The organism is Rhizobium brockwellii (genome assembly GCF_000769405.2).
In the GTDB taxonomy this organism is placed as follows: Bacteria; Pseudomonadota; Alphaproteobacteria; order Rhizobiales; family Rhizobiaceae; genus Rhizobium; species Rhizobium brockwellii.
The window spans coordinates 3,428,128-3,453,252 of the sequence record NZ_CP053439.1; the positions used below are offsets into that span (position 1 = coordinate 3,428,128).

The following is a 25,125-nucleotide window of genomic DNA, read 5'->3' on the forward strand; positions in this document are numbered from 1 at the left end:
TCCGATTTGAGAGGGATATGCGTTAGATCCGGCCCATCGCCGAGGCCATGGAAAATAACGCGATCCCCGTCGCCGTCGCGGCATTGAGGCTGTCGAGTTCCTCCGACTGCGGAATGCGCGCGCTCTGGAACCGTGCAAGCAGCGCCTGCGGCAACCCCTCGCCTTCGGTGCCGACGACGAGCGCCATGCGCGTCGAGGCCGGAATGGCGCGGATATCGGTCTTGCCGTGAGGCGAAAGCGTCCAGATAGCAAAGCCCCGTTCGGCGAGCGCCAGGAGCACATCCAGCGCCCTGCGGCCGCGACGGTGCGGAACGCTCAGCACCGAACCGACAGAGACACGCAACGCCTTGCGGTAGAGTGGATCACAGGAGGTTTCGTCGAGCAGCACTGCGTCCGCCCGGAAGGCGGCCGCATTTCGGAACATCGAGCCGGCATTGTCGTGATTGGAAATGCCGCAACCGACGAGCACCAGCGCCCGTTCCGGCAGCGCGTCGAGAAGGGCCGCCTCGCCGCGATCCTCCCGCCGGCCAAGCCCGAGAACACCGCGGTGCAGATGGAAACCGACGACGCCGTCGAGCACATCCGCCTCGGCGACATAGACCGGCACATCGGCCGGAAGCCGCTCCAGGATGGGCAGAACGCCCTCGACGCGGTTGCGCAGCAGCAAGATCTTCTCGGCGGAAAAGCCGCGGCCTGCCGCATGCGCCTCGGCGAGCATGCGCAGCACGACGGTGCCTTCGGCGATGAAGCGGTTCTCTCGGCCTGTCAGGTCGCGCTCGCGGATCTCGCGGAATTCAGCGACGCGCGGATCGTCGGCGCTGTCGATGTCGATCGGGACGGCGGCCATGCCGGCCTCAATTGCCCGTAACAGTGACGTCCGCGACGGTGCGGCCGGTCCTGAGATCGTAAACCAGCGCCTTGTTCTTGCCCTCGGCCGTTTCGCCGTAGAACAGGATCTGCCCGGCCGAAAACGAGGTGGACTGCACCTTGAAGCCGAGCGGCAAGGAAACGGTCGCCGCAAGCGGCGCATCCGAGGGCACGCCGGAGGCAGCAACAGCGGACACCGGCTCCTTCGGTTCGCTGTGCATCACCTTGTAGACAACCGCGCCGAAGACCGCCATAAGGCTCACGAACATGATGGCGCCGGAAACGATCTGCAGGCGGACCATCTTGCGCCGGACACTTTCCATCGCCGGATCAAGGGGCTTCTCTTCCTGGTCGTCTGGCTCGATTGCTGTCATCTGTGCGTCCCGTTCTAAAAAAATTCGTCGGAGAAGAAGCGTCTTGAGCGACCCCTTTAAACAAGCAGCCGGCAATAGAAAAGTCCTGACCGCCGATGAAAGCGCCGAAGGCCGGCTGGACGCCTGGCTGACGGCGCAGGTCGGCGAGGAATTTTCGCGCAGCCGCATCAAGGCGTTGATCAAGGACGGCCAGGTTTTTCTCCGCGGCGAACCCGTCACCGACCCGCAGCGCAAGGTGCGCACCGGCGATAGTTTTGAACTCACGCTGCCCGAGCCGGAAGATCCGACGCCGCAGGGCGAGGACATCCCGCTGGATATCCTCCATGAGGATGACGACGTCATCGTCATCTCCAAGCCTTCCGGCCTCGTCGTCCATCCCGGCGCCGGCAACTGGACAGGGACGCTGGTCAACGCGCTGATCCACCATTGCAGCGATACGCTCTCCGGTATCGGCGGCGTGCGCCGCCCCGGCATCGTCCACCGTCTCGACAAGGACACGACAGGCGTCATGGTCGTCGCCAAAAACGACATTGCCCATCGCCACCTGTCACTGCAATTTGCCGACCATGGCCGCACCATGCCGCTGGAGCGGGCCTATCAGGCAGTCGTCTGGGGCCGGCCCCGCTCACTGTCCGGCATGGTCGACGCCCCGCTCGGCCGCGCCACCGGCGACCGCACGCGCCGCGCCGTCAAGCGCCCCGACAGTCAGGACGCCGACGAGGCTATCACGCATTACCAGGTGATCGAGCGCTTCCATGAGAAGCCGGATGCGACCGCGTTCGCCTCGCTGGTCGAGTGCCGCCTCGAAACCGGCCGCACCCATCAGATCCGTGTCCATATGGCCCATATCGGCCATCCGCTACTGGGCGACACGGTTTACGGCGCCGGCTTCAAGACCAAGGCCAATCTCCTGCCCGAAGAGATCCGCAAGATCGTCAACGGTTTCGGCCGCCAGGCGCTGCATGCCTTCATGCTGCAGTTCGAGCATCCCCGCACCGGCGAAATCATGCATTTCGAGGTGCCGCTGCCGGATGATATGGTCGAACTGGTCGAAGCGCTGCGGCGATAAAGCCGGGCTCCGAATGCCGCCTGCCCAACTCACACCTGCGTGAGCGGCACCTTGAACCGCGGTTTCGCCACACTTATCTGTACATTGACTTAGTGCGGGCTCGGACAGAGCCGCACGTCCCGGTTCGCCTTTTTTAACGCGAGGATGCGTTTCCATCGGGAACCGGAATTCACTTTAGGAGGGTGCACTATGGCCCGAAATACCTTGCCGTCCATTACCGCCGGTGAAGCCGGTCTCAATCGTTACCTCGACGAAATCCGCAAGTTTCCGATGCTGGAGCCGCAGCAGGAATACATGCTCGCCAAGCGTTATGCCGAGCATGGTGATCGCGATGCCGCCCACAAGCTCGTCACCAGCCACCTTCGCCTCGTCGCGAAGATCGCGATGGGTTATCGCGGCTACGGCCTGCCGATCGGCGAAGTCGTCTCCGAAGGCAATGTCGGCCTGATGCAGGCCGTCAAGAAATTCGATGCCGAGCGCGGCTTCCGCCTCGCCACCTATGCCATGTGGTGGATCAAGGCCTCGATCCAGGAATATATCCTGCGTTCGTGGTCGCTGGTGAAGATGGGCACGACCGCCAACCAGAAGCGCCTGTTCTTCAACCTGCGCCGGCTGAAAGGCCGCATCCAGGCAATCGATGACGGCGACCTGAAGCCGGAGCACGTCTCGGAGATCGCCACCAAGCTGAAGGTCTCGGAGGAGGAGGTCATTTCGATGAACCGCCGCCTCTCCGGCGACGCCTCGCTGAACGCGCCGATCAAGGCGGCCGAAGGTGACGGCGGTCAATGGCAAGATTGGCTGGTGGACGACCATGACAGCCAGGAAGACGTGCTGATCGAACAGGATGAGCTCGACACCCGCCGGCGCATGCTGGCGAAAGCGATGAGCGTGCTGAACGAGCGCGAACGCCGCATCTTCGAGGCTCGCCGCCTCGCCGAGGATCCAGTGACCCTGGAAGACCTCTCGACCGAATTCGACATCAGTCGCGAACGTGTTCGCCAGATCGAGGTTCGCGCCTTCGAAAAGGTGCAAGACGCGGTTCGCAAGGAAGCCCTGGAACGGGCCAAGGCCGTCCGCGTCGTTGAAGCAACGGCGTAAACCTGCCGCGTGATACAATTGAAGAAGGCGGGCCCTTGCGGCCCGCCTTTTCTTTTTCATTCATCTTTATCCGCAGCCTCGGCACCGCGCCAAGATCCGGGAACGCTGGCGTTGCCGAAACCGTCACTGGCTCGTCGACACATCTCCGAGCGCAGTCCATTCCTTGATCGCGGTATTGAAGGCGTCCGTTCCCGTACCGCCCTTTTCCATCGTCAGCAGCGCGCGGCGGCCGTTGCGGTAGGTGATCGGAATATCGATCCAGTTGCGGGTCGACATCAGGTCGAGATTGGCCTTGCGCGCATCAGGGTAGTCGTTGAGCGCGATCATGTGGAAATCGTCGGTGATCTTGGCCGGAACCGCGATCAGCGCGTCACCGCGGTCCTGCTCCGTGCGCTTCATCGAAATGCGCTGGACGCTGTCGATGCTGCCGCCTTCGAAATTCGGCGGCACTGAGAAGACGATCTCGACGAGATGGCTTGCCGGCAGCGACGGATCGGAATTGCGTTTGAAGGTGACGAGAGCCGAGAGATTGCGCTCGGGAACCGTGACATTGCCCTGCACCGTCGCCTCCTGCCGACCGCCCTGGCCGGCCTCGTGCTGCACGCTCCATACGACCGATCCTTCGATCGCCGTCGGCGAACTCTGGCCGATGCGCTCCTCATAGAGGAACATCTTTTGCGACGAACCGACGGGCACGGCCTGCGGCGGCGATGCCGCCGCACCGTTCGGCGGCGGCGTCTCGGCGGGTGCCGCATCGCCCTGCGCGCTGGCAGGCGGCGTATCGGCTGCCGCGACATTCTGTTCGGCCACCGATTTTCCTTCAGCAGTCGGCGTTCCAGGCACGGTCGCCGGTCCGCTGTCGACCTCGGTTCCATCGGTCAGCAGCCGCTGGGTGAATTTCGAATTGGCCGCAGCGCCGTCATTGTTCACTGACGCTACCTGCGGGTTCGGCTGCGCCGGCGTCGCTGGAGAGTTCTGCGCTCCTGGTGCGGTCGGCTGGGCTGGCGTCACCGCGCCCGGCTGGGCAGGCGTCGACGAGCCATCCGGCGGCGGCGTTGCCGCCTCGTTCCTGGTCGCCTGCGACGGTGCCGAGCTGACGAGCCCGTCGACCATCGCCACCAGTGCCTCTCTGTTCGTCCAGCCGGCATAGGCGCCGCCACCGATCAGGATGAGTGCGAAGATGAGCGTGATCACGGTGCCGATGCCGAAGCGGCGGCGCTTCGGCTCCATACGGAAGCTTTTGCCCTGCAGCTTGGAGGCGACAATCTGATCGATATCCATCGACGGATTGGCGTCATCGTCGTCAGCGGCGACCGAGCCGCGGCGGTCGTAGCCGCGCAGTGCTTTCGCTTCTCGCCAGTCCTCGCTCGGCGCGCCGCTGGCAGGCGCCGGCTTGCCATTGTGCACTTCCGCGAAAATATCGACATCGTCGAAATGAGAGGCAACCGGTGCCTTCTTAGCGCTGTCGGCCTCGATCGGCGGTAGATCGTCGAAGGCGGCCGTCTCCCAGGAAAAACTTTCCTTGGCGGCCGGCATGACGGCGGCGGGTGCCACTTTTTCGAGGCTCGATATCACCTCCTCGAAGGCGCGCGCCGAGGCATCGGCGGTAATCGGCGCCGGCGCCGTCTCCGAATATTGCCGGAGCTCCTCTTCCGCCCATTCGGTCTCCGCATCCCTGGGCGCCGGAGCCGGCGTTTCGGCAACGGGCTCGGTCCAGACGGGGTCGAAATGCGCCGCAGCTTCGGCCTGCAACGGCTCCTCGCGGCTGTGCTCGACGAACTCCTGCGGACGATCGAAATCGGCAACCGGCTCTACAAGGCGGTTGGATGCATGGTCTATGCCGCGGGTGATCGGCTGCAACGGCTCGACGGGCTCGTAAGCCTCCTCGGCCTCCGGCTCCACGCTTTCCACCGCCGCCGGTTCGGCCGCAATCTTGTCGGCTTCCAGGGGATGCTGCTCGTCGGCACGCTGTTCGTCGGCTTGCTCGCTGCGATGCGCGGCAGGCGGCTCCCAGCCGCCATGTTCGGCCGGCAGGTCTTCAGCAGCGACATCGCGCGCCTCGCTGGCATGCCATTCCTCGGCCGGCGCTTCCTCCTCGTGCGAGGGATGCCAGTATGTTTCGGCCGGACCGGATGTCTCCGGCGAAACAGGGGTTTCCGCGGAAACGAGTGCTTCCTGGGGAAGAGGCTCTTCGACAGCGACCTCTTCCTCAGCCTCCTCAGGCGCGGCGGCTTCAACGTGATCGGGCTCGTCGACGGCCTCGGCCGCCTGCGGTTCTGCAGAGGCTTCGTATACCGGTTCCTCGACAGCCGTCTCCGGCGCCGGTTCGCTTTCGTCGTGAACCGCTTGTTCTTCGAAGGATTCCGCCGCGGTGACGACCGCAACCGGCTCATCGAGCGGCATCGCCTCGGAGTGTTCGCCTTCCACTTCGCGGATGGCAGCCTCGAGCTTTTCGAGCTGGCGTTGCAGCATGGCTTCCGGCGGACGCGGCTTCATGTTCTCGAGCTGCCGCTGCACTGCGCCGCGGGCACGTTCGTAGACCTTCACCCGCATCTCGGGGGTATTTTCAGCCAGGCCGTCGACGGCCCGCCGAATGACTGCAATAAAATCCGCCATCAGTACTTTCTCAAGAAGTCCGGTACTCTACCGAACCATCCTCCACAGTGACCCGTGAGCTTAATCCTCAAACGGATCGGTCACAAGTATCGTGTCATCCCGCTCCGGGCTGGTGGAAAGGAGCGCGACGGGTGCCCCGATCAGCTCTTCGACCTGGCGAACATATTTGATCGCCTGTGCCGGCAGATCCGCCCAACTGCGGGCGCCGACGGTCGATTCCTTCCACCCTTCCAGGGTGATGTAGATCGGTTCGACCCTAGCTTGCGCTCCCTGGCTTGCGGGAAGATGATCAATCTGTTCGCCGTCGAGCATGTAGCCGACGCAGATCTTCAATTCCTCGAGACCGTCGAGCACGTCGAGCTTGGTGAGCGCGATGCCCGTGATCCCGTTGGTGGCGACCGACTGGCGCACCAGTGCAGCGTCGAACCAGCCGCAGCGGCGCTTACGCCCCGTCACAGTACCGAACTCATGCCCCTTCTCGCCCAAGAACTGGCCAATTTGGTCGGTGAGCTCCGTCGGGAACGGGCCTTCGCCGACGCGCGTCGTATAGGCCTTGGTGATGCCGAGGATATAACCGAGCGAGCCGGGTCCCATGCCGGAACCAGCTGCCGCCTGGCCGGCTACCGTGTTCGAGGAGGTCACGAAGGGATAAGTGCCGTGATCGATATCGAGCAGGCTGCCCTGCGCGCCTTCAAAGAGGATGCGAGCACCCTTGCGGCGCTCCTTGTCGAGGAAAAGCCAGACGGTGTCGCGGAAAGGCAGTACCCGATCGGCGATCGAGGTCAGTTCGTCCATGATCGCCTGGTGGCTGACTTCGGCAACGCCGAGGCCGCGGCGAAGCGCATTGTGATGCGTCAGGATACGGTCGACCTTACCGGAAAGACTATCGAGATCGGCAAGATCCATGACGCGGATGGCGCGGCGGCCGACCTTGTCTTCATAGGCTGGGCCGATGCCGCGGCGCGTCGTGCCGATCTTGGTGCCGCTGTTCGACGCAGCATCCTCGCGCATCGCGTCGAGCTCGCGGTGCAGCGAAAGAATGAGCGTCGCATTGTCTGCAATGCGTAGATTGTCAGGCGTGACCGTCACGCCCTGCGCCTCCAGCCGGCCGATCTCGGCGATCAGCGCATGCGGATCGACGACGACACCGTTGCCGATGACGGCCATCTTGCCCGGGCGCACGACGCCGGACGGCAGCAGCGAGAGCTTATAGCTCGTGCCGTCGATGACGAGCGTATGGCCGGCATTGTGTCCGCCCTGATAGCGCACAACGATATCCGCACGCTCCGAAAGCCAGTCGACAATCTTGCCTTTGCCTTCGTCACCCCATTGCGAACCGACCACGACTACGTTCGTCATCCAACTCTTCCTGTTACCGGCGCGGAACCGCGCACCTGCTCAAACCCGCGCATCTATAAAGCTTTGTTTTTTGGAAAGCGACCCTGTTGTCACAGCAGATTGGGCTTTTTACGTGACAAATCAGCAGCCGGCAGGCTATTTCCCGTCACAAAACGCCGCGCTCGGCGATCTCGGAAAGACGGGAAGAACGCTCTTGCAAGCCACGGCCTATATCTGCCTCGTTATTGCCACCCTCTGCTGGGGCGGCAACTCCGTCGCCGGCAAGCTCGCGCTCGGGCATATCAGCCCGATGATGCTGACCTTCCTGCGCTGGTTCCTCGCCGTGGCGATGATCGCCGCAATTTCGCTACCGCAACTGCGGAAGGACTGGCCGGTGGTGAGGAAGAACCTGCCGCTGCTCATCTTCTACGGCGTCATCGGCTACACCCTTTTCAACGCTATGCTTTACTCGGCCGTGCAATATACGACGGCGATCAACGTCGCCATCGAGCAGGCCGGCATCCCGATGCTGATCTTCCTGCTGAATTTCATGTTCTTCCGTACCGGCATCTCGCTGGCGCAATGTCTCGGCTTCGGCATGACGCTGATCGGCGTCGCTCTGACCGCCGCGCATGGCGACCTCGCAACGCTGCTGCAACTCAGCCTCAACCGCGGCGACGGGCTGATGCTGATCGCCATTGCCGCCTATTCGGTCTACACGATCTTCCTGCGCTGGAAGCCGCCGCTCGACTGGCGCACGCTGATGGCGGTCCCGGCGCTCGGCGCCATGCTGACCTCGCTGCCGCTGCTCCTCTGGGAGGCCGGCCGGGGTGCCGCGCAGTGGCCGGACCAGGCCGGCTGGGTCATCACTCTCTACACGGCGATCTTCCCCTCGCTGGTGGCGCAGATCCTCTATATCAAGGGCGTCGTCGCAATCGGCGCCAACCGGGCCGGCCTCTTCATCAATCTCGTGCCGGTGTTCGGAACGCTGCTCTCCGTCGCCCTGATCGGCGAGCAGCTGCAGTCTTTCCATGTAATCGCACTGGTGCTGACCTTAGGCGGCATTGCGATCGCCGAAAAGGGCCGTCCGAAAGCTTCGTCGCCGACCGTGCCCGCCTCACCCGTGGATTAAAGCCTTCCCGGTAGGGAAAGGTTTTAACCAAGCTCCAGCGTCGTCACGCCGAAGACGTGCTTCAGCGGAATGGCCGGCGCCGACCCGCGATACATGCGTGTCGTCTCGAACACCGGTTGAAGACCGATGCCTTCGGCAAGCGCGACCGCCTCGTGGTTCTCTGCGGGAATATCGATGAAGACCGCGGCCCCCTTCGCCTCGGGGATCAATTCGGCAAGCAACGCCGCGGCGCTGGCGGCATCATTGGCAAAGAGCGGGCCGATCTTGTAGCCCTCGTAGCAGCGGCGGATCGTGCCGTAACCGCGGATCTTGCCGCTCTTGCGCACCACCGCCGAACGGCGGCCCTTGCGGCCGGTGCACCAAGAGGTGAGGAAGGCATCCCGCGGCTGCGGAAAGATCGCCGAATCATAACGCTGCAGGCCTTCAAGGCGTGAATCCAGCACCGGCTGCGCGACAAGCGTCGAGACCGGCAAGGAGGTGGCGACGCCACCGTAGCGAATGGTGGAATAGGCGGGCTCGAAACCGGCCTTGCGGTAGTTGTCCTGCTGTGCGGCGACGCCGTCGAGACCGATCGTGCGGTCTCCCGCGCTGGCAACGCCCGTCTCCCAGATCGCCTTGCCATAACCCTTGCCGCGAAAATCGGGATGGACGATGTAGAGGCCCAGGAAGGCGAAACTCTCGCCATATTTGACGACCGAGATCGAACCGACGGGGACTTCGCCGATGGAGCCGACGAAAAATCCTGACGGATCGGCCTCGTTGAATGCAAGCGAATCGTCGAGGCCGGGGTTCCAGCCTTCTTGACGCGCCCATTCGAGCACGAGTTCCAGTTCGCCGGGCCGCATCGAACGAACGGCAAATTCCGAATTCATGCGACTTTCCTAGATTGAATGTCCCGCAAGTCCATCCCGGCAACGTCAAAGCAATTGTCAGGCCCCAGTTCCCCGATTGCACCTGCGAATGATGGAGAGCCGCGCTCATGGACTTGACGACGCGTATAATCATTTTTTTCGATGCAATGCAGAAAGCTACGTTTCCGGATTACCATGAAACAATGCCGTTGCAAGCTCAAGAAAATTACTTGCGCGCCAATTATCTTCCTGCTGATGCAAATAAAACGCCGCGCCGAAAAGAGACAGCCTGCCAATTTGAAAGGCGAGAAAAGCATTCGTCCGAAATTACCTCCGCGACGCGGCAAAAAACCGGGAGCGACGGCAGTCGCCAGCGGACGGATCACCGGCCGTTCAACTGCCCATTGCGGTCTTCTGCTTTTCGATTCGGCTCGTCATCGATGAGAAGAGACGGTCTGTCTCCGCCGCCGGTGCGGGATAACCGAACGCATAACCCTGCAGGCCGTCGCAGCCGAGCTGCGCCAGCACGACGGCATGCGCCTCGGTCTCGATGCCCTCGGCGATCACCTCGACATCGAGCGCCTTGGCGATTTCCACGATCGAACCCACCACGCGCCGCTGCTCGGCGGAGCTGACGACCTCGGTGACGAGCTGCCGGTCGATCTTCAGCCGCTTCGGCCGCAGCCTGACGAGACCGATGAGCGAGGCATGGCCCGATCCGAAGTCGTCGATCTCGATGTCGATGCCCATCTGTTTGATATCGCCGATATGATCGAGCAGTTTTTCGTCGCTGTCGTCGAGGAAAATCGTCTCGACCAGTTCGAAGACGATCACGCCGGGCGGGATGTCGAGTTTCCTCAGCTTGTCGAGCAGCGCCGGATCGGCAAGCCGCGAGGCCGAGATATTGACAGCGATGCGCGGAACCGCAAGGCCGCGCAACAGCCAGAATAGCCGGTCTTCGAGAACGCTTTTGAGGATCGCCGCGTCGATCTCCGCCGCAAGTCCGTGTTCGTCGGCAATCTTCAGGAACACCCCTGGGGCTAGCACGCCCTTCTCCGGATGTTTCCAGCGCGCCAACGCCTCAAAGCCGATGACCTCCCGCGTTCGGGCGTCGAGCTGCACCTGATAATAGGGAAGGATCTCACCGCGCTCCAGTCCAAGCTTCAGCTCTTCGGCGAGGCGACGCTTGGAACGCAGATCCTCCTGCAATTGCCGCGTGAAGAATTCGACGCGGTTGCGCCCGAGCTTCTTGGCCTGGTAGAGCGCCAGATCGGATTCCGCAAGCAGGTTGCGCGCCCGCCGATCGCCGCTCCAGGAAACGCCGATCGAGGCGCCGGATTGCAGCATCTCCTGGCCGAAGCGGATCTTCTTCCGCAGCCGGCGCTGGACATCCTCGGTGATCAGCTTCAGCTCAGTGAGATCGGTGAAATTGACCAGCACGATGACGAATTCATCGCCACCGACGCGGGCGACCACGCCATCTGCAGGAATGGCGGCGGTGATTCGAAGTGCTGCGGCCCTGAGAACGGCGTCGCCTGCTGCATGACCATGGCTGTCGTTGATCTGCTTGAACTGGTCGAGGTCGAGGTGCAGGACCGCAAGCGTGGTGATGCTTTTGTCGGCCGGCAACTCCGCCAGCCGCTTGTCGAGAAGGCGCCGGTTCGGCAGGCCGGTGAGATAGTCATGATCGGCGACATGCTCGATGCGGGCATTGCTTTCCTCGAGTGCCAGCGCCCTCGCCTCGGCCACCACCTTTTGCCGCGCCAGTTCCGCGTTGAGCAGTATGTCGGCCGTCACATCCCATTCGGCGCCGATGAAGGAAGGCAGACCCTCCGCATCGACATAGAAATGCGCGCGCGAACGCAAATGGCGGATTTCACCGCTCGGCAGCACGATGCGGAATTGTGAATTATAGGCGCCGCGCGTCGTTATCGCCTGCTCGAAGTCGCGTTCGGCCCGCTCGCGATCATCGGGATGAATGGCATTCGACCAAAGCGATGCCGGCACCAGCCGGCACGTCTCGCCGGTCTCGTAGAGACGATGCATCTGTGCATCCCACAAGATCCCGTCCTGCTCGATGCTGTGCTCCCAGACACCGATCTGGGATGCATCGAGAGCGAGTTCGAGCCGACGCAGAAGATCCTGAAACTCCCGTTCGGATCGTGTGGCTTTGATCTCTGGCAACGCGGTCCCAGCCTTAGAAGCTTGCATAACGGCAATATGGTCTCAGGCCGGCATTAATGAAGCCTTGTGCTGATGACCGAACTAATGACTAGGTGAACTGTTCGTTACAACTTTCCCCTTTTGGATCAAAGGACTTGCAGTCTGCGGCATCTTCAAGATCAGTGGTTGTGCCGGGGCGGGTTTTTTGCGATCTGGCGGAATTCCGCCGCTCCCTCCAGCACCGCACCGTCCGACAATTGCGTAACCGAGCGGCGATAGATCTGCTGCCACGGCGTCGCATCCGCCGGCACCGGCGGGATGCCGTCGCCCTTGCGCCGTTCGATCTCGGCGTCCTCGACCAGCATGTCGCAGCGCCCGTGATTGAAGTCGATGCGGATGATATCGCCGGTACGAAGCCAGGCGAGGCCGCCGCCAGCGGCACTTTCCGGCGAGGCGTTGAGGATCGAGGGACTGTCCGCCGTGCCCGACTGGCGGCCGTCGCCGATGGTCGGCAGGCTGCGGATGCCGCGCTTCAGGAGATGATCCGGCGGCTGCATGTTGACGACCTCAGCCGAACCCGGCCAGCCGATCGGCCCGGCGCCGCGGATGGCGAGGATTGTATTTTCGTCGATACCGAGTTCGGGATCGTTGATGCGCTTGTGATAGTCCTCGGAACCGTCGAAAACCACCGCCCTGCCCTCGAAGACGCCTTCGTGCCCGGGTTCCTCAAGGTAGCGCCGGCGGAAATCCTCCGAGACCACGCTCATCTTCATGATCGCGAAATCGAAGAGATTACCTTTGAGAACGAGAAAGCCCGCCCGCTCCTTCAGCGGCTCGGCGAACGGCTTGATAACCTCGCGGTCGCGCGCTTCCTTGCCCTCTAGGTTCTCGGCCATCGTCCTGCCCGTCACCGTGCGACAGTTGCCGTCGAGCTTTCCGGCCTGCAGCAGTTCCCACATGATCGCTGGCGTGCCGCCGGCGCGATGGAAGCGCTCGCCGAGATAGGCGCCCGCCGGCTGGACATTGGCCAGCAGCGGAATATCGAAACCATGCACCTGCCAGTCGTCGGGATGGAGTTCGACGCCGGCGTGCTTCGCCATCGCAGCCAGATGCGGCTGAGCGTTGGTCGACCCGCCGATCGCCGAATTGGTGCGGATCGCATTGAGGAAAGCCTCGCGCGTCAGGATATCCGACGGCTTCAGATCTTCGAATACGATCTCGACGGCGCGCCGCCCAGTGCGGTAGGCCATCTGGCCGCGTTCGCGGTAAGCGGCCGGAATGGCGCCACAGCCGGTCAGCGAAAGGCCGAGCGCCTCGGCCAGCGCATTCATCGTCGAAGCGGTGCCCATCGTATTGCAGTGGCCAACGGAAGGCGCAGAATCGAGCGCCGCCTGAAGAAACTCTTCCCGATCGATCTCGCCTGCCGCATATTTCCGCCGCATCCGCCAGATCACCGTGCCGGAGCCCGCCAGCTCTCCCTCATGCCAGCCGTCAAGCATCGGCCCGCCGGAGAGCACGATCGCCGGAATATCAACCGTCGAAGCAGCCATGATCGCCGAAGGCGTGGTCTTGTCGCAGCCGGTGGTCAGCACGACACCGTCGAGCGGATAACCGTAGAGGATTTCGACGAGGCCGAGATAGGCGAGATTGCGGTCCAGTGCCGCCGTCGGGCGCTTGCAGTTCTCGAAGATCGGATGCGTCGGAAACTCGATCGGAATGCCGCCGGCATCGCGAATGCCGTCGCGCACGCGCTTGGCAAGCTCGACGTGCACCCTGTTGCAGGGCGTGAGATCGCTGCCGCTCTGGGCAATCCCGATGATCGGCTTGCCGGAGCGTAGCTCTTCCGGCGTGATGCCGTAATTCATGAAGCGCTCCAGATAAAGCGCTGCCATGTCGATATGATCGGGATTGTCAAACCAATCCTGCGAACGCAGGCGCCGCTTCGGCGAATGGCTGTCCGTCACTGTTTTTCTCCCGGCCGGGCATTCTTCTCTTCGAGATGGAGGAGCAGGCCACTGTGATCCTTTTCGCCATTGCCATTGGCGACGAATTCGCTGAATTCGGCATGCACCGCCGCTGTCAGCGGTAGCGACAGCGATAGAGCGTTCGCCGTCTCCATGGCGGCGTTCAGATCCTTCAGCTGGTTGCTGGACGAACCGCCTGGGGTAAATTGCCGCTCGACCATGCGCTTGCCGTGCAGTTCCAGGATACGGCTCTCGGCAAAGCCGCCGCGAATGGCGTCGCGGAATGCCGCCTGCGAGCCGCCGCCTGCTTCGATCAGCATCATCGCTTCGGCGACGGCGCCGATCGTCACCGCGACGATCTGCTGGTTGGCAAGCTTGGCGAGCTGGCCTGCCCCGCTCGGACCGACGCGGGTCACCCGCCCCATCGGCGCAAAGATATCCGCAAGCCCGTCGATCACGTCCTTGTCACCGCCCGCCATGATCGCAAGCGTACCCGCTTCCGCCCCGACGACGCCGCCTGATACCGGCGCATCGACGTGATCGACGCCGCGTTCGGCAAGCCTTGCAGAATGGTCGTGGGCGAAATGCGGGGCAATCGAACTCATGTCGATGACCGTTGTGCCAGGCGTCATCGCATCGGCCGCTCCGCGGTCGAACAACACGTCCTTCACCGCCTCGGCGTTGGTCAACATGGTGATGACGACATCGGCGCCTGAAACGGCATCATCAGGTGTTTCCGCGCGGACCGCACCATCTCCCGCAAGCGCCTCGGCCTTGCCGGGATCGCGATTCCAGACAGTGACGGCAAAACCCGCGCCTAGCAGCCGGCGAGCCATCGGCGCGCCCATCAGGCCGGTGCCGAGAAAGGCGATCCGCCTGCCCTCATCACCTTTTCTCGAACCTGTCATTCAGTCCTCCCAACTGTTGTCCGTCTTTGATAGTCCCCTCGCCCACCGTTGCAAACCGTTTTGACGGACGTAACGCATATTTGTCACATGCCCTCGAGGGCGTCGTCCGAAGGCCGCGCGCACTTCGGCCTCATGCCCTGAAAACGATACGGGCGAGAACCGAAGTTCCCGCCCGATTTACCCGACAAAGGAAGGTTGAATTCCGTTTATTCCGCCGCGAGCCGGATGACCTCCGCCTCTTCTTCCTTGTGTTCGTCCGGCTTGTGCTGGACGAGCGGACGGTTGCCCGTCAACCGCCGCAGCAGCACGTAGAACACCGGCGTCATGAAGATGCCGAAGAAGGTCACGCCGATCATGCCCGAGAAGACCGCGACACCCATGGCCGCGCGCATTTCCGCGCCGGCGCCGGTGGAGATGACGAGCGGCACGACGCCCATGATGAAGGCGAGCGAGGTCATGAGGATCGGGCGAAGGCGAAGGCGGCTGGCCTCGATCGCGGCCTCCCGCGGTGTCCTTCCCTCGAACTCCAGTTCGCGGGCGAATTCCACGATCAGGATCGCGTTCTTCGCCGATAGACCGACAAGCACCACAAGTCCGATCTGGGTGAAGATGTTGTTGTCTCCACCGGTGAGCCAGACGCCGGTCAGCGCGGCCAGTACGCCCATAGGCACGATCATGATGATCGCAAGCGGCAACGTCAGGCTTTCATACTGGGCGGCCAACACGAGGAAGACGAGCAGCAGCGCCAGCGGGAAGACGACGATGCTCGAATTGCCGGCCAGGATCTGCTGATAGGTCAGATCCGTCCATTCGAAGTCGATGCCCGCAGGCAGGGTCTCGTGAAGGATCTTCTCGATTGCCGCCTGCGCCTGGCCGGACGAGAAGCCCGGTGCCGGACCGCCGTTGATATCGGCGGCAAGGAAGCCGTTATAGCGGTTCGCGCGTTCCGGACCGGTGCTCGGCTCCACCTTCAAGAGGGCCGAAAGCGGGATCATCTCACCCGATGCCGAACGGACCTTCAACTGGCCGATATCTTCCGGCTGGGCGCGGAATTTCGCATCGGCCTGAACGCGGACGCTGTAGGTGCGGCCGAAAGCGTTGAAGTCGTTCACATAGAGCGAACCGAGATAGATCTGCAGCGTCTGGAAGACGTCGGTGACGGAAACTCCGAGCTGCTCGGCCTTGGCACGGTCGAGATCGGCGTAGAGCTGCGGCACGTTGATCTGGAAGCTGGAGAACAGCCCGGCGAGCTCAGGCGTCTGATAGGCCTTTGCAAGCACTGCCTTAGTCGCCTCGTCGAGTGCCTGGTTGCCGAGGCCGGCACGATCCTCGATCTGCAACTTGAAACCGCCCGTCGTGCCGAGACCATTGACCGGCGGCGGCGGGAACATGGCGATGAAGGCATCCTGGATGACGCCGAACTTCTGGTTCAGCGCCATGGCGATTGCGCCGCCGGAGAGATCAGGCGTCTTGCGCTCCTCGAAGTCCTTCAGCGTCACGAAGACGATGCCGGCATTCGAGGAATTGGTGAAGCCGTTGATCGACAGGCCTGGGAAGGCGATCGCATTGGCAACGCCCGGCTGCGCCAGCGCGATGTCGGTCATGCGCTTGATGACGTCCTCCGTGCGGTCGAGGCTTGCGGCATCCGGCAACTGGGCGAAGCCGATCAGATACTGCTTGTCCTGCGACGGCACGAAGCCGCCGGGAACCGTGCTGAACAGGCTGTAGGTCGCGCCGACCAGTGCCAGATAGATTACCATGACGATGCTCTTGCGCGACAAGAGCCCGCCCACACCCTTGCCGTAGGCATTCGAGCCCGCGCCGAAGACACGGTTGAAACCGCGGAAGAACCAGCCGAAGATGGCGTCCATGAACCGCGTCAGCCAGTCCTTCGGCTGATCATGGCCCTTCAGGAGAAGGGCTGCCAGCGCCGGAGACAGGGTGAGCGAGTTGAAGGCCGAGATGACGGTCGAGATTGCGATCGTCAGCGCGAACTGGCGATAAAACTGACCTGACAGGCCGGAGATGAATGCGAGCGGCACGAAGACCGCGACGAGGACCAGCGCGATCGCGACGATCGGACCGGAAACTTCCCTCATCGCCTTGTAGGTGGCAGCCCGCGGCGACAGGCCTTGTTCGATATTGCGCTCGACGTTTTCGACCACCACGATCGCGTCGTCGACGACGATACCGATCGCCAGCACCAGGCCGAACAGACTGAGCGCGTTGATCGAGAAGCCGAAGACATACATGACCGCGAAGGTGCCGATAATCGATACCGGTACCGCGATCAGCGGGATGATCGAGGCGCGCCACGTCTGCAGGAACAGGATGACGACGAGGACGACGAGAGCAATGGCTTCGAGCAGCGTGTCGATGACCTTCTCGATCGAGGCGCGCACGAATTTCGTCGTATCGTAGACGATCTCGTATTTGACGCCGGCAGGCATGGCGAGCTGCAATTGATCCATGGTCGCGTTCACATTGTCCGCGATTTCGATCGCGTTTGAACCCGGTGCCTGAAGAACGGCGACGGCGACGGCGGGCTTGCCGTCGAGCAGCGAACGCAGCGTATAGTCCGCAGCACCGAGTTCGATGCGGGCGACATCGCGAAGGCGGGTGATTTCGCCATTGGCGCCCGTCTTGACGATGATGTTGCCGAATTCCTCAGGCGTGCGCAGGCGGCCCTGGGCATTGACGTTGAGCTGCAGGTCCACACCGGGCTGGCTTGGCGATGCGCCGATGATACCAGCGGCGGCCTGGATGTTCTGGGAGCTGATCGCGCTGCTGATGTCGCTGGCGGCGAGATTGTGCTCGGCGGCCTTCTGTGGGTCGATCCACACACGCATGGAATAGTCGCCGGCGCCGAAGACCTGCACCTGACCGACGCCCGCGATACGGGCGAGCCGATCCTTGATGTTCAGGGTCGCGTAGTTGCGAAGATAGGTGATGTCGTGATCGCCCCCGTCAGAGACGAGGTTCACCACCATGATGAAGTTGGGCGAGCTCTTGACTGTCGTGATGCCGAGCGAACGGACTTCCGCCGGCAGGCGCGGTTCGGCCTGCGATACGCGGTTCTGCACGAGCTGCTGCGCCTTGTCCGGGTCGGTGCCGAGCTTGAAGGTGACGGTGACGTTGAGCACGCCGTCCGACGTCGCCTGGCTGGCCATGTAGAGCATGCCCTCGACGCCGTTGATCTGCTCTTCGAGCGGCGTCGCCACTGTTTCAGCGATGACGCTTGGGTTGGCGCCGGGATAGGTGGCGCGCACGACGATCGACGGCGGCACGACCTCCGGATATTCGGAAATCGGCAGCGCGCGCAGGCCGATCAGGCCGGCAACCAAGATGAGGACCGAAAGAACGCCGGCAAAGACCGGGCGGTCGACAAAGAATCTGGAGATGTTCATATCAAAGCCCTCTCCGGGGTGAACATGGATGCAACGTCCCTCTCCGGCGATTGGGGAGCCGCCGGCGGGTCATATCATTTCGGGTATTGGCCTTCCCCCGGAGGGGAAGGCAAAGTCTTACTGCGCGGTCGCGACCTTCTCTTCCATCTGAGGCGCGACGACTGCACCAGGACGGATACGCTGCAGACCGTTGACGACGATCTTTTCGCCGACGTTCAGGCCGCTTTCGACAACCCGCTGGCCGTCAGCCAGCGTGCCGAGCTGGACCTGCCGATAGGCGACCTTGTTCTCGCCGTCGACGACGAAGACGAACTTCTTGTCCTGGTCCGTGCCGACGGCGCGGTCACTGATGACGATCTTGTTCTCTGCCTTCGGCTGGCCCATCCGCACCCGCACGAATTGGCCGGGGATGAGACGCCCGCCCGGGTTATCGAAGACGGCGCGCACGCCGATCGTGCCGCTTGATGCATCGACCTCGTTGTCGATCAGTTGCAGCTTGCCCTTGATCGGTGTGCCGCTGTCGGTCAGCGTACCGACCTCGACCGGGATCTGCTCGACGGCCGGCACGGCGCTATCCGTCTGCGGAAGCTGGGCAAGCGCGCGCGTCACCATCTCTTCGCTGGCATTGAAGCTCGCATAGATCGGATCGACCGAAACGAGCGTCGTCAGCGCCGGCGAGGTGGATCCGGCGGCGACAAGGTTACCGGCAGTCACTTCGATCTTGCCGATGCGGCCGGAAACCGGAGCCCGCACTGCAGTGTAATCGAGATCGAGCTGGGCCGACTGCAGTGCAGCCTGCGCCGAACGCAGCCCCGCCTGAGCCTCGGCCAGCGAACTCTGGCGCTGATCGAGATCACTCTGGGAGATGGTGCGGTTGTCGGAAAGCCTGCGGCCGCGGTCGAGTTCGGTCTGCGCCAGGCTGACCTTGGCTTCGGCCGAAGCGACCTGGCCTTGCGCCTGCGCCACGCTCGCCTGGTAGGGAGCCGGGTCGATGCTGAAGAGCAGGTCGCCCTGCTTGACCAGCGCCCCTTCGCGGAACGCCACCGACAGGATGGCGCCGGCGACACGGGAACGCACCTGCACACGGTCGACAGCTTCCAGACGGCCGGAGAAATTCTCCCAGGCCGTCACATCACGCGCCGCAACGACGGCGACCGTCACCGGCACAGCGGGAGCCTGTGCGGGGGCGGAAGCGGCCGTAGCGGTCGTGCTCATCGGCAGTTCGAAAAACAATGCGGCGCCGGAAACGGACGCAACAAGCCCTATGCCGGCGCCCACAAGGGCCCAGCGCTTCTTTCTGGACGTCATCGGTACTCTCCTTGCGGCTCAAGGCCGCCGAAATATCAGGTCTTCTTCAATGCAATTGCGGTTGAACGCTTACGTCCCGAAGGAAGCTTTCGAAATGGTGGCTGACGTTTTCCTGCCAGTCCGGCGCTCCCTCGGATTTCCCACCATAAATCGAGGGCCAGCCCGTCCCGGCGGGAAGGACATGCTGGCGCACACCGACGCCGGCCTGTTTCAGGCGGGCACCGTAACCAATTGTTTCGTCGTGCAGAGGATCGTCCTCCGCGGTGAATATCAGCGCCGGCGCAACGCCTGAAATACGCGAACAGAGGCAAGGCGCCGCATAAGGGTGGCAACCGCCGCCGCTCAGATAGTGGCTCCAGCCCTCCGTCCAGCGCTGGCGCATGCCGATGGCATCGGCCTTGCGGATCGAGGACGTGCCCATGAAGGGATCGAGCAGCGGCGAAATCAGGACCTGGCCGTCGAGCGCGTCCGGCATCTGGTCGCGCGCCTTCAGCGCCACGCCGGCGGCAACATTGCCGCCTGCTTCTTCGCCGGCGACGAAGAGCAGCGACTTGCGGTCGCCGAGACCGGCGCGTTTGTTGGCGAGATAGGTGAAAACGGAGAAGGAGACTTCCAGCGCCTTCGGAAATACATTGCCGGAAAGGCTGCTGTAATCGGCGGCAACGACGATGGCGCCGGCTTTGGCGAGACTCATCGCTACCGGCCGGTCGACGTGCCTGTCGCTGTCCAGAAACGCGCCGCCATGCAGGTAAAGCACGATCGGCGGACCCTTGCCGTAGTCGGCGCCCTGGTAGATGCGTGCCGAAACGGGGCCGATGGCCACCTTATCCAGCATCATATCTTTCCATTCCACCGTCATGCTTCGGTCTCTTTTGCACCTGCGAAAAGCAGACAACACCTGTCGCTTGCATTTTGTACAAAAAAGATATTGTTATTCCAACCAAGGAATAAGAAGCTATAACGCGATAACACTGTTCCAGATCTCGAACAATGGTGCAACGCAAACTGCGGATTTGAAACCGATGGATCAGCTCTCGGCAATGCGCGTCTTCATTCGCGTCGTGGAGACGGGCAATTTCACCCGCGCCGCCGACATGCTCGCCATGCCCAAGGCGACGGTGACCAATCTCATCCAGGGTCTTGAGGCGCATTTGCGCACCAAGCTTTTGAACCGTACCACACGCCGGGTGATGGTGACCACGGACGGCGCGCTTTATTACGAACGCGCCGCCCAGATCATTTCGGAACTGGAAGAGCTCGACGGCAGTCTCTCCAATTCGCAGAGCCTGCCGAGCGGACGGCTGCGTGTCGAGATGGCCGGCGCTTTCGCCGATTGGATCGTCGTTCCGGCACTTTGCGATTTCTACCAGCGTTATCCCGATATCCGTATCGACCTCGGTGTCGGCGACCGCACGGTCGATTATCTTGCGGAAAATGTCGATTGCGCGCTGCGGGCCGGCACGCCGGCCGACCAGTCGCTGATTGCGCGGCGCGTCTCCGAAGTCGAGATGATCACCTGTGCTTCGCCGAGCTACATCCAGAAATTCGGCATGCCCGAGCGGCCGGAGGATCTGGAGGCGGATCATTACTCCGTCAACTATTTCCGCGCCCAGAACAACCGGACGCTGCCCTTCGAATTTCGCCGGCACAACGAGGTGATCGAGACCAGTCCGCGTTACATCGCCTCGGTCAACGATAGCCGCACCTATCTGACGGCTGCGCTGACGGGTCTCGGCATTGCGCAGGTGCCGATCTTCATGGCGCGCGAGCCGATGGCAAGAGGCGAACTCGTTCGCGTGCTGCCGGATTGGCGTCGCGATCCGCTGCCGCTTTACGTCGTCTACCCCCCGAACCGCCATCTCAGCAACAAGGTCCGTGTCTTCGTCGACTGGCTGGTGAAGCTTCTGGTCGAGGCGAGATTGAACGACGTCTGAGCGCCAAGACAAATACGGCCCGGAAGGCAGGGGAAACCTTCGACGGGCCGCAATGTACAACTTTGAACATCAAGGCTGTCGCACCGTGGAAAGGGCGCGGCAGGCTTTGGAGGTCGGAAGAGAGCGGCAGGGAATTCCACTCTCTCGCTCTAAACAGATATATGCACTCCCCACAGGATTGTAAGGAAAAATTCCGCAATCACGTTCACATAATTGCGATGACGGCTTGGCGCCCATGGTCCCGCGCGCGGTGGCGGGCCAGATTTCAATTCCCGACAACCGGCTTCAGCAAATCCTCGAGGCCGATGCGGCGGAACAATTCTGCCCGGACACGGTCAGCGACGCCGTTGACGATCTCCGCGCCGTCCTCGGATGGATCGATATGGACGCGGAACGGTCTCGTACCAAATGGCTTGCCGACGACATCGACGATGGCCGCGGCAACCGCGCCGGCATCGGCGTCGGCAGGTTCGAGTGCTGCTAGGCCCTGCAGCGCCTGTTCCGGCAAGCCCTTGTAGGGTCCTTCATTATATTCGGCGGCGCGGGCAGTATCATCAGGCGAGCCGGAATGGGCGAAATGGTTGGTGCCCTTGGTGAAGGCGCCGGGCACGATGATCGAGGTCTCGATGCCCCAGCGGGTAAGCTCGCCGGCATAGGAGACGGCAAGTGAATCCATCGCCGCCTTGGCGGCGAAATAGGGCGAGAGATAGGGAGGGGTGCCGCCGCGGCTGCTCGATGACGACACCCAGACCACCAGGCCCCTGCCCTGCCTGCGCAGATACGGAAGTGCCGCACGATTGACGCGCTGGGTGGAGAGCACGTTGATGTCGAAGAGCTCGGCGAACTGTTCCGGCGTGAAGGCTTCGGCCGGGCCGAAGGACATATGGCCGGCATTGTGAATGATGACATCGAGGCGGCCCGCATCGGCGATGATCCTGGCGATGCCTGATACAACCGAAGCGTCGGAGGCGACATCGAGTTCGACAGAGCGCAGATCGACATTGTTCTCCCTGGCGAATTCAGCCGCATCGGCGACGGCCGGAGCGTTGCGGCCTTCCGTGGCGCGCATGCCGGCACAGACGGTATGGCCGGCCTTGGCGAGGGCGCGGGCGGTGAGCGCGCCGAAACCGCTGGAAGCGCCGGTGATGACGATGACTTGTTTGCTCATGGTCCTATTCCTTCTGGATTCGATTGGGGTTGCTTGAAGTGGAAACTTTGAGTTGGCGGCAGCCTGGAGACTGCCGCCGGTCTTTCGTCAGATCACGCCGCCATTGGCGCGCAGCGTCTGGCCGTTGATCCAGCCACCATCAGGGCCGGCGAGGAAAGCAACCGCAGATGCGATGTCTTCCGGTGTGCCGAGGCGTTCCAGCGGGTTCATTTTCGCCGTGCGGGCGATGAGTTCGTCCGACTTGCCGTTAAGGAAAAGGTCGGTGGCGACTGGACCGGGCGCGACGGCGTTGACGGTGATGTTGCGGCCCCGCATCTCCTTGGCCATGATCGCCGTCAGCGTTTCCACCGCAGCTTTGGTAGCGGCATAGACGCCGTAGGTTTCGAGCTTCAGGCCGACGACTGAGGTCGAGAAGTTGACGACCCGGCCGCCGTCGCGCAGACGCTTGGCTGCCTCGCGCAACGTATTGAAGGTGCCCTTCAGATTGACGCCGATCTGCCGATCGAAATTGGCGTCATCGGCCTCGGCGAGCGGGGAGAGCATCATGATGCCGGCGTTGTTGACCAGCACGTCGACGCCGCCGAAGGCGGTTTCCGCGGCATCGAACATGCGGCGGACGGCTTCGGCATCGCTGACATCGGCTTTCGCCGTCAGCGCCTTGCCGCCGGCCTGCTCGATCTCCTTTACCAGTTCCTCGGCCGGAGCGGCATTGCCGGAATAGTTGATGACGACGGTGAAACCGTCATTGGCGAGGCGTCGGGCGACTGCCGCTCCGATGCCGCGGGAAGCGCCGGTGACCAGTGCCACCTTGCCGTTTTCTGTGGAAGCCATTGTCCTTCTCCTTCATCCTGCGCCGCAGCGCGTTTTCGATGAGGAGAAGATAAACCTGTTCATTCTGCGGATAATCGTGCATTCTTCGGCGTCACTATCCGGGAATGACGAACAAACAGATGGACAGATTTGATGCCATGCGCGTGTTTTGCCGTGTCGTGGAACGCCGCAGCTTCACGCTTGCCGCCGAAGACACCGGCCTGCCGCGCTCGACCGTCACCGATGCGGTGAAGCAACTCGAAGCCCGCCTCGGTGTGCGCCTGCTCCAGCGCACGACGCGCCATGTCAGCCCGACGCTCGACGGCGAAGCCTATTACCAGCGCTGCCTGTCTATCCTCGCCGATATCGAGGATGCCGAAGGCGCCTTTGCCGGCGCCAAGCCGAAAGGTATGCTGCGCGTCGACGTGCACGGCACGCTTGCCCGCCATTTCGTGCTGCCGAGCCTGCCGTCCTTCCTTGAAAACTATCCCGACATCGAATTCTACATGAGCGAGGGCGACCGGCTGGTCGATCTGGTGCGCGAAGGCATCGACTGCGTGCTGCGCGTCGGCACGCCGCAAGACAGCGACATGGTCGCCCGGCGCGTCGCCATGCTTGATGAGGTGACACTCGCCTCTCCCGATTATATCGCCACCCACGGTTTGCCGCAGCATCCCGACGGGCTTGCTGGCCATCGCATGGTCGGCTTCCGTTCAAGCAGCACCGGCAGTCTGTTGCCGCTCGAATTCATCGTCGACGGCACAGTGCGTGACGTCACCATTCCCGCTACCGTCGCGGTCAACGCCGCCGAAAGCTATATTTCAGCGGCGAGGATAGGCCTCGGCATGATTCAGATCCCGCGCTATCACGCTGAAAAAGACCTTGCCGAGGGAACGCTGATCCATGTGCTCAAGGATTTTCCGCTGACTCCGACACCGGTTTCCCTGCTCTACCCCCGCAACCGCCAGCTTTCGCCGCGCGTGCGCGTCTTCATCGACTGGCTGGTGAAGGTCTTCGCTCGACAAAATTCCGAAAACGCGCTTCACTAAAATGCGCCTTGCTAATATGAGCGCCTTTGGAGAACGGCCATGGCACTCAACGATATCACCGTCTACCAGACGGAAGACGGCTTCGTCGTCGAATTCGGCGGCGAAGGCGAAGACAGTATTGCTGTGACGCTGCGCAGCACGCCTGAACTGACCTCGGAAAACGCCGTCTTGCGGGCCAAGGCCCTGCTTGTCGCAGCAATCGAACCTGCCCATGGCGACGGCGCGCGCAGCAAGGATCCTACTTTGCTCGAAGAAGAGCTGGAGGAGGGTCTGGAAGATTCCTTCCCGGCGAGCGACCCGGTCTCGGTCACATCATCCTCGATCCCGATGCGCGACCCGAATGCCGGCCGCTGATGTCTGTGGCCGAAAACATGAAGCGGTTTCGGGATGACGGCGAGCGCGCTGAATGTTATCTGCGTCTGATATGACCGACGGTGGAACGATATCAGGCGCGGTCGGCGCCGGCCCCCTTACGGGCGAAAGCCTCAGGAAATTTTTCGAGCGCGATGCGGTCACCGTCTCTCGCGACCTGCTCGGCTGCCATCTGACCGTGGATGACGTCGGCGGACGCATCACCGAGACCGAAGCCTATTATCCCGACGACGAGGCCTCGCACAGTTTCCGCGGCCCGACAAAACGCAACGGCGCCATGTATGGCAAGCCGGGCAACGTCTATATCTACCGCATCTACGGCATGTACTGGTGCCTGAATTTCGTCTGCCATCCGGGCTCGGCTGCACTCATCCGCGCCCTGGAGCCGGAAACGGGAATCCCTCAGATGATGGAGCGGCGCGCCACCGATATGCTGACGTCGCTCTGCAGCGGCCCCGGCAAGCTCTGCCAGGCGCTTGGCGTCGATATCGCGATCAACGACCGGCTGCTCGATCGCCCGCCCTATGCGATCGCGCCGTCGGCACCTGTGCCGATCGTCTCGGGAAAACGCATCGGCATCACGAAAAATGCCGAAGCACCATGGCGCTTCGGCATTCAGGGGTCGCGTTTTCTCAGCAAGCCGTTTCGCTAAAGCAATTCCAGGAAAAGTGCGAAGCGGTTTTCCGTCCGGAATTGC

20 protein-coding genes are annotated in these 25,125 nt (G+C 62.6%); 7 read left to right on the plus strand and 13 right to left on the minus strand.

Annotated features, from left to right (window positions below; translation table 11 throughout):
- Positions 1-22: 22 nt before the first annotated feature.
- Positions 23-847 (minus strand): TrmH family RNA methyltransferase, encoded by an 825-nt coding sequence (locus RLCC275e_RS17080; protein ID WP_033179975.1) that lies wholly within the window; start codon positions 845-847, stop codon positions 23-25.
- Positions 848-854: 7 nt separating this feature from the next.
- Positions 855-1,241: a membrane protein gene (locus RLCC275e_RS17085; RefSeq protein ID WP_033179974.1), complete on the minus strand. Its 387-nt coding sequence runs from the start codon at positions 1,239-1,241 to the stop codon at positions 855-857.
- A gap of 43 nt (positions 1,242-1,284) precedes the next feature.
- Between RLCC275e_RS17085 and RLCC275e_RS17090 the strand changes: the two genes are divergently transcribed.
- Both RLCC275e_RS17090 and rpoH read left to right on the plus strand, forming a co-directional pair.
- Complete coding sequence (locus RLCC275e_RS17090; RefSeq protein WP_033179973.1) at positions 1,285-2,310, plus strand: RluA family pseudouridine synthase; 1,026 nt, start codon at positions 1,285-1,287, stop codon at positions 2,308-2,310.
- Between the two features lie 189 nt (positions 2,311-2,499).
- Positions 2,500-3,408 (plus strand): RNA polymerase sigma factor RpoH, encoded by a 909-nt coding sequence (rpoH, locus tag RLCC275e_RS17095; RefSeq protein WP_003561986.1) that lies wholly within the window; start codon positions 2,500-2,502, stop codon positions 3,406-3,408.
- 123 nt (positions 3,409-3,531) lie between these two features.
- Here rpoH and RLCC275e_RS17100 read toward each other — a convergent pair whose 3' ends face one another.
- Together RLCC275e_RS17100 and RLCC275e_RS17105 are read right to left on the minus strand one after the other, a co-directional pair.
- Positions 3,532-6,024 carry a hypothetical protein gene (locus tag RLCC275e_RS17100; RefSeq protein ID WP_033179972.1) on the minus strand — a complete coding sequence of 831 codons (2,493 nt, stop codon included), beginning with the start codon at positions 6,022-6,024 and terminating at the stop codon, positions 3,532-3,534.
- A 60-nt stretch (positions 6,025-6,084) separates the two neighbouring features.
- Entirely contained in the window at positions 6,085-7,383 is a 1,299-nt protein-coding gene (locus RLCC275e_RS17105; protein WP_003561988.1) for an adenylosuccinate synthase, read from the minus strand.
- A 193-nt stretch (positions 7,384-7,576) separates the two neighbouring features.
- Between RLCC275e_RS17105 and RLCC275e_RS17110 the strand changes: the two genes are divergently transcribed.
- On the plus strand, positions 7,577-8,494 hold the full coding sequence (locus tag RLCC275e_RS17110) for a DMT family transporter (RefSeq protein WP_033180650.1): 918 nt from the start codon (positions 7,577-7,579) through the stop codon (positions 8,492-8,494).
- 23 nt (positions 8,495-8,517) lie between these two features.
- On the opposite strand, the gene RLCC275e_RS17115 is transcribed toward RLCC275e_RS17110, so the two are convergent.
- The 7 genes from RLCC275e_RS17115 to RLCC275e_RS17145 all read right to left on the minus strand — a co-directional run bounded on the left by RLCC275e_RS17115 (position 8,518) and on the right by RLCC275e_RS17145 (position 19,954).
- Complete coding sequence (locus tag RLCC275e_RS17115; RefSeq protein WP_033179971.1) at positions 8,518-9,366, minus strand: GNAT family N-acetyltransferase; 849 nt, start codon at positions 9,364-9,366, stop codon at positions 8,518-8,520.
- A 372-nt stretch (positions 9,367-9,738) separates the two neighbouring features.
- Positions 9,739-11,556: a putative bifunctional diguanylate cyclase/phosphodiesterase gene (locus RLCC275e_RS17120; RefSeq protein ID WP_130707847.1), complete on the minus strand. Its 1,818-nt coding sequence runs from the start codon at positions 11,554-11,556 to the stop codon at positions 9,739-9,741.
- A 131-nt stretch (positions 11,557-11,687) separates the two neighbouring features.
- A complete protein-coding gene (locus tag RLCC275e_RS17125; protein ID WP_033179970.1) occupies positions 11,688-13,472 on the minus strand; it encodes an IlvD/Edd family dehydratase in 1,785 nt (594 codons plus the stop codon).
- Positions 13,469-14,380, minus strand: coding sequence for an NAD(P)-dependent oxidoreductase (locus RLCC275e_RS17130; RefSeq protein WP_033179969.1), 912 nt, complete (start codon positions 14,378-14,380; stop codon positions 13,469-13,471). The genes RLCC275e_RS17125 and RLCC275e_RS17130 overlap by 4 nt, the downstream gene beginning before the upstream one ends.
- 206 nt (positions 14,381-14,586) lie before the next feature.
- Positions 14,587-17,787, minus strand: coding sequence for an efflux RND transporter permease subunit (locus tag RLCC275e_RS17135; RefSeq protein ID WP_033179968.1), 3,201 nt, complete (start codon positions 17,785-17,787; stop codon positions 14,587-14,589).
- A gap of 117 nt (positions 17,788-17,904) precedes the next feature.
- Entirely contained in the window at positions 17,905-19,095 is a 1,191-nt protein-coding gene (locus tag RLCC275e_RS17140) for an efflux RND transporter periplasmic adaptor subunit (RefSeq protein WP_033179967.1), read from the minus strand.
- 46 nt (positions 19,096-19,141) lie between these two features.
- Entirely contained in the window at positions 19,142-19,954 is an 813-nt protein-coding gene (locus RLCC275e_RS17145) for an alpha/beta hydrolase fold domain-containing protein (protein ID WP_033179966.1), read from the minus strand.
- Positions 19,955-20,117: 163 nt separating this feature from the next.
- On the opposite strand from RLCC275e_RS17145, the gene RLCC275e_RS17150 reads away from it, so the two are divergent.
- Complete coding sequence (locus tag RLCC275e_RS17150) at positions 20,118-21,029, plus strand: LysR family transcriptional regulator (RefSeq protein ID WP_003561999.1); 912 nt, start codon at positions 20,118-20,120, stop codon at positions 21,027-21,029.
- A 265-nt stretch (positions 21,030-21,294) separates the two neighbouring features.
- Here the strand turns inward: RLCC275e_RS17150 and RLCC275e_RS17155 are convergent, their stop codons facing one another.
- Positions 21,295-22,197, minus strand: coding sequence for an SDR family oxidoreductase (locus RLCC275e_RS17155; protein WP_033179965.1), 903 nt, complete (start codon positions 22,195-22,197; stop codon positions 21,295-21,297).
- Between the two features lie 87 nt (positions 22,198-22,284).
- A complete protein-coding gene (locus RLCC275e_RS17160; RefSeq protein WP_033179964.1) occupies positions 22,285-23,028 on the minus strand; it encodes an SDR family oxidoreductase in 744 nt (247 codons plus the stop codon).
- A gap of 119 nt (positions 23,029-23,147) precedes the next feature.
- On the opposite strand from RLCC275e_RS17160, the gene RLCC275e_RS17165 reads away from it, so the two are divergent.
- The 3 genes from RLCC275e_RS17165 to RLCC275e_RS17175 are packed head-to-tail and all read left to right on the plus strand — an operon-like array spanning position 23,148 to position 25,080.
- Positions 23,148-24,056 carry a LysR family transcriptional regulator gene (locus tag RLCC275e_RS17165; protein ID WP_033180649.1) on the plus strand — a complete coding sequence of 303 codons (909 nt, stop codon included), beginning with the start codon at positions 23,148-23,150 and terminating at the stop codon, positions 24,054-24,056.
- 39 nt (positions 24,057-24,095) lie between these two features.
- On the plus strand, positions 24,096-24,410 hold the full coding sequence (locus tag RLCC275e_RS17170; protein WP_033179963.1) for a hypothetical protein: 315 nt from the start codon (positions 24,096-24,098) through the stop codon (positions 24,408-24,410).
- A 52-nt stretch (positions 24,411-24,462) separates the two neighbouring features.
- A complete protein-coding gene (locus RLCC275e_RS17175; protein ID WP_033179962.1) occupies positions 24,463-25,080 on the plus strand; it encodes a DNA-3-methyladenine glycosylase in 618 nt (205 codons plus the stop codon).
- Positions 25,081-25,125 lie beyond the last annotated feature (45 nt).

Bases quoted from the DNA above. Each gene is read 5' to 3' on its own strand.
- RLCC275e_RS17080 (WP_033179975.1), bottom strand. From the start codon at position 847: ATGGCCGCCGTCCCGATCGACATCGACAGCGCCGACGATCCGCGCGTC.
- RLCC275e_RS17085 (WP_033179974.1), bottom strand. From the start codon at position 1,241: ATGACAGCAATCGAGCCAGACGACCAGGAAGAGAAGCCCCTTGATCCG.
- rpoH (WP_003561986.1), top strand. From the start codon at position 2,500: ATGGCCCGAAATACCTTGCCGTCCATTACCGCCGGTGAAGCCGGTCTC.
- RLCC275e_RS17100 (WP_033179972.1), bottom strand. From the start codon at position 6,024: ATGGCGGATTTTATTGCAGTCATTCGGCGGGCCGTCGACGGCCTGGCT.
- RLCC275e_RS17105 (WP_003561988.1), bottom strand. From the start codon at position 7,383: ATGACGAACGTAGTCGTGGTCGGTTCGCAATGGGGTGACGAAGGCAAA.
- RLCC275e_RS17115 (WP_033179971.1), bottom strand. From the start codon at position 9,366: ATGAATTCGGAATTTGCCGTTCGTTCGATGCGGCCCGGCGAACTGGAA.
- RLCC275e_RS17120 (WP_130707847.1), bottom strand. From the start codon at position 11,556: ATGCAAGCTTCTAAGGCTGGGACCGCGTTGCCAGAGATCAAAGCCACA.
- RLCC275e_RS17130 (WP_033179969.1), bottom strand. From the start codon at position 14,380: ATGACAGGTTCGAGAAAAGGTGATGAGGGCAGGCGGATCGCCTTTCTC.
- RLCC275e_RS17135 (WP_033179968.1), bottom strand. From the start codon at position 17,787: ATGAACATCTCCAGATTCTTTGTCGACCGCCCGGTCTTTGCCGGCGTT.
- RLCC275e_RS17140 (WP_033179967.1), bottom strand. From the start codon at position 19,095: ATGACGTCCAGAAAGAAGCGCTGGGCCCTTGTGGGCGCCGGCATAGGG.
- RLCC275e_RS17145 (WP_033179966.1), bottom strand. From the start codon at position 19,954: ATGACGGTGGAATGGAAAGATATGATGCTGGATAAGGTGGCCATCGGC.
- RLCC275e_RS17150 (WP_003561999.1), top strand. From the start codon at position 20,118: ATGGATCAGCTCTCGGCAATGCGCGTCTTCATTCGCGTCGTGGAGACG.
- RLCC275e_RS17155 (WP_033179965.1), bottom strand. From the start codon at position 22,197: ATGAGCAAACAAGTCATCGTCATCACCGGCGCTTCCAGCGGTTTCGGC.
- RLCC275e_RS17160 (WP_033179964.1), bottom strand. From the start codon at position 23,028: ATGGCTTCCACAGAAAACGGCAAGGTGGCACTGGTCACCGGCGCTTCC.
- RLCC275e_RS17165 (WP_033180649.1), top strand. From the start codon at position 23,148: ATGGACAGATTTGATGCCATGCGCGTGTTTTGCCGTGTCGTGGAACGC.
- RLCC275e_RS17170 (WP_033179963.1), top strand. From the start codon at position 24,096: ATGGCACTCAACGATATCACCGTCTACCAGACGGAAGACGGCTTCGTC.
- RLCC275e_RS17175 (WP_033179962.1), top strand. From the start codon at position 24,463: ATGTTATCTGCGTCTGATATGACCGACGGTGGAACGATATCAGGCGCG.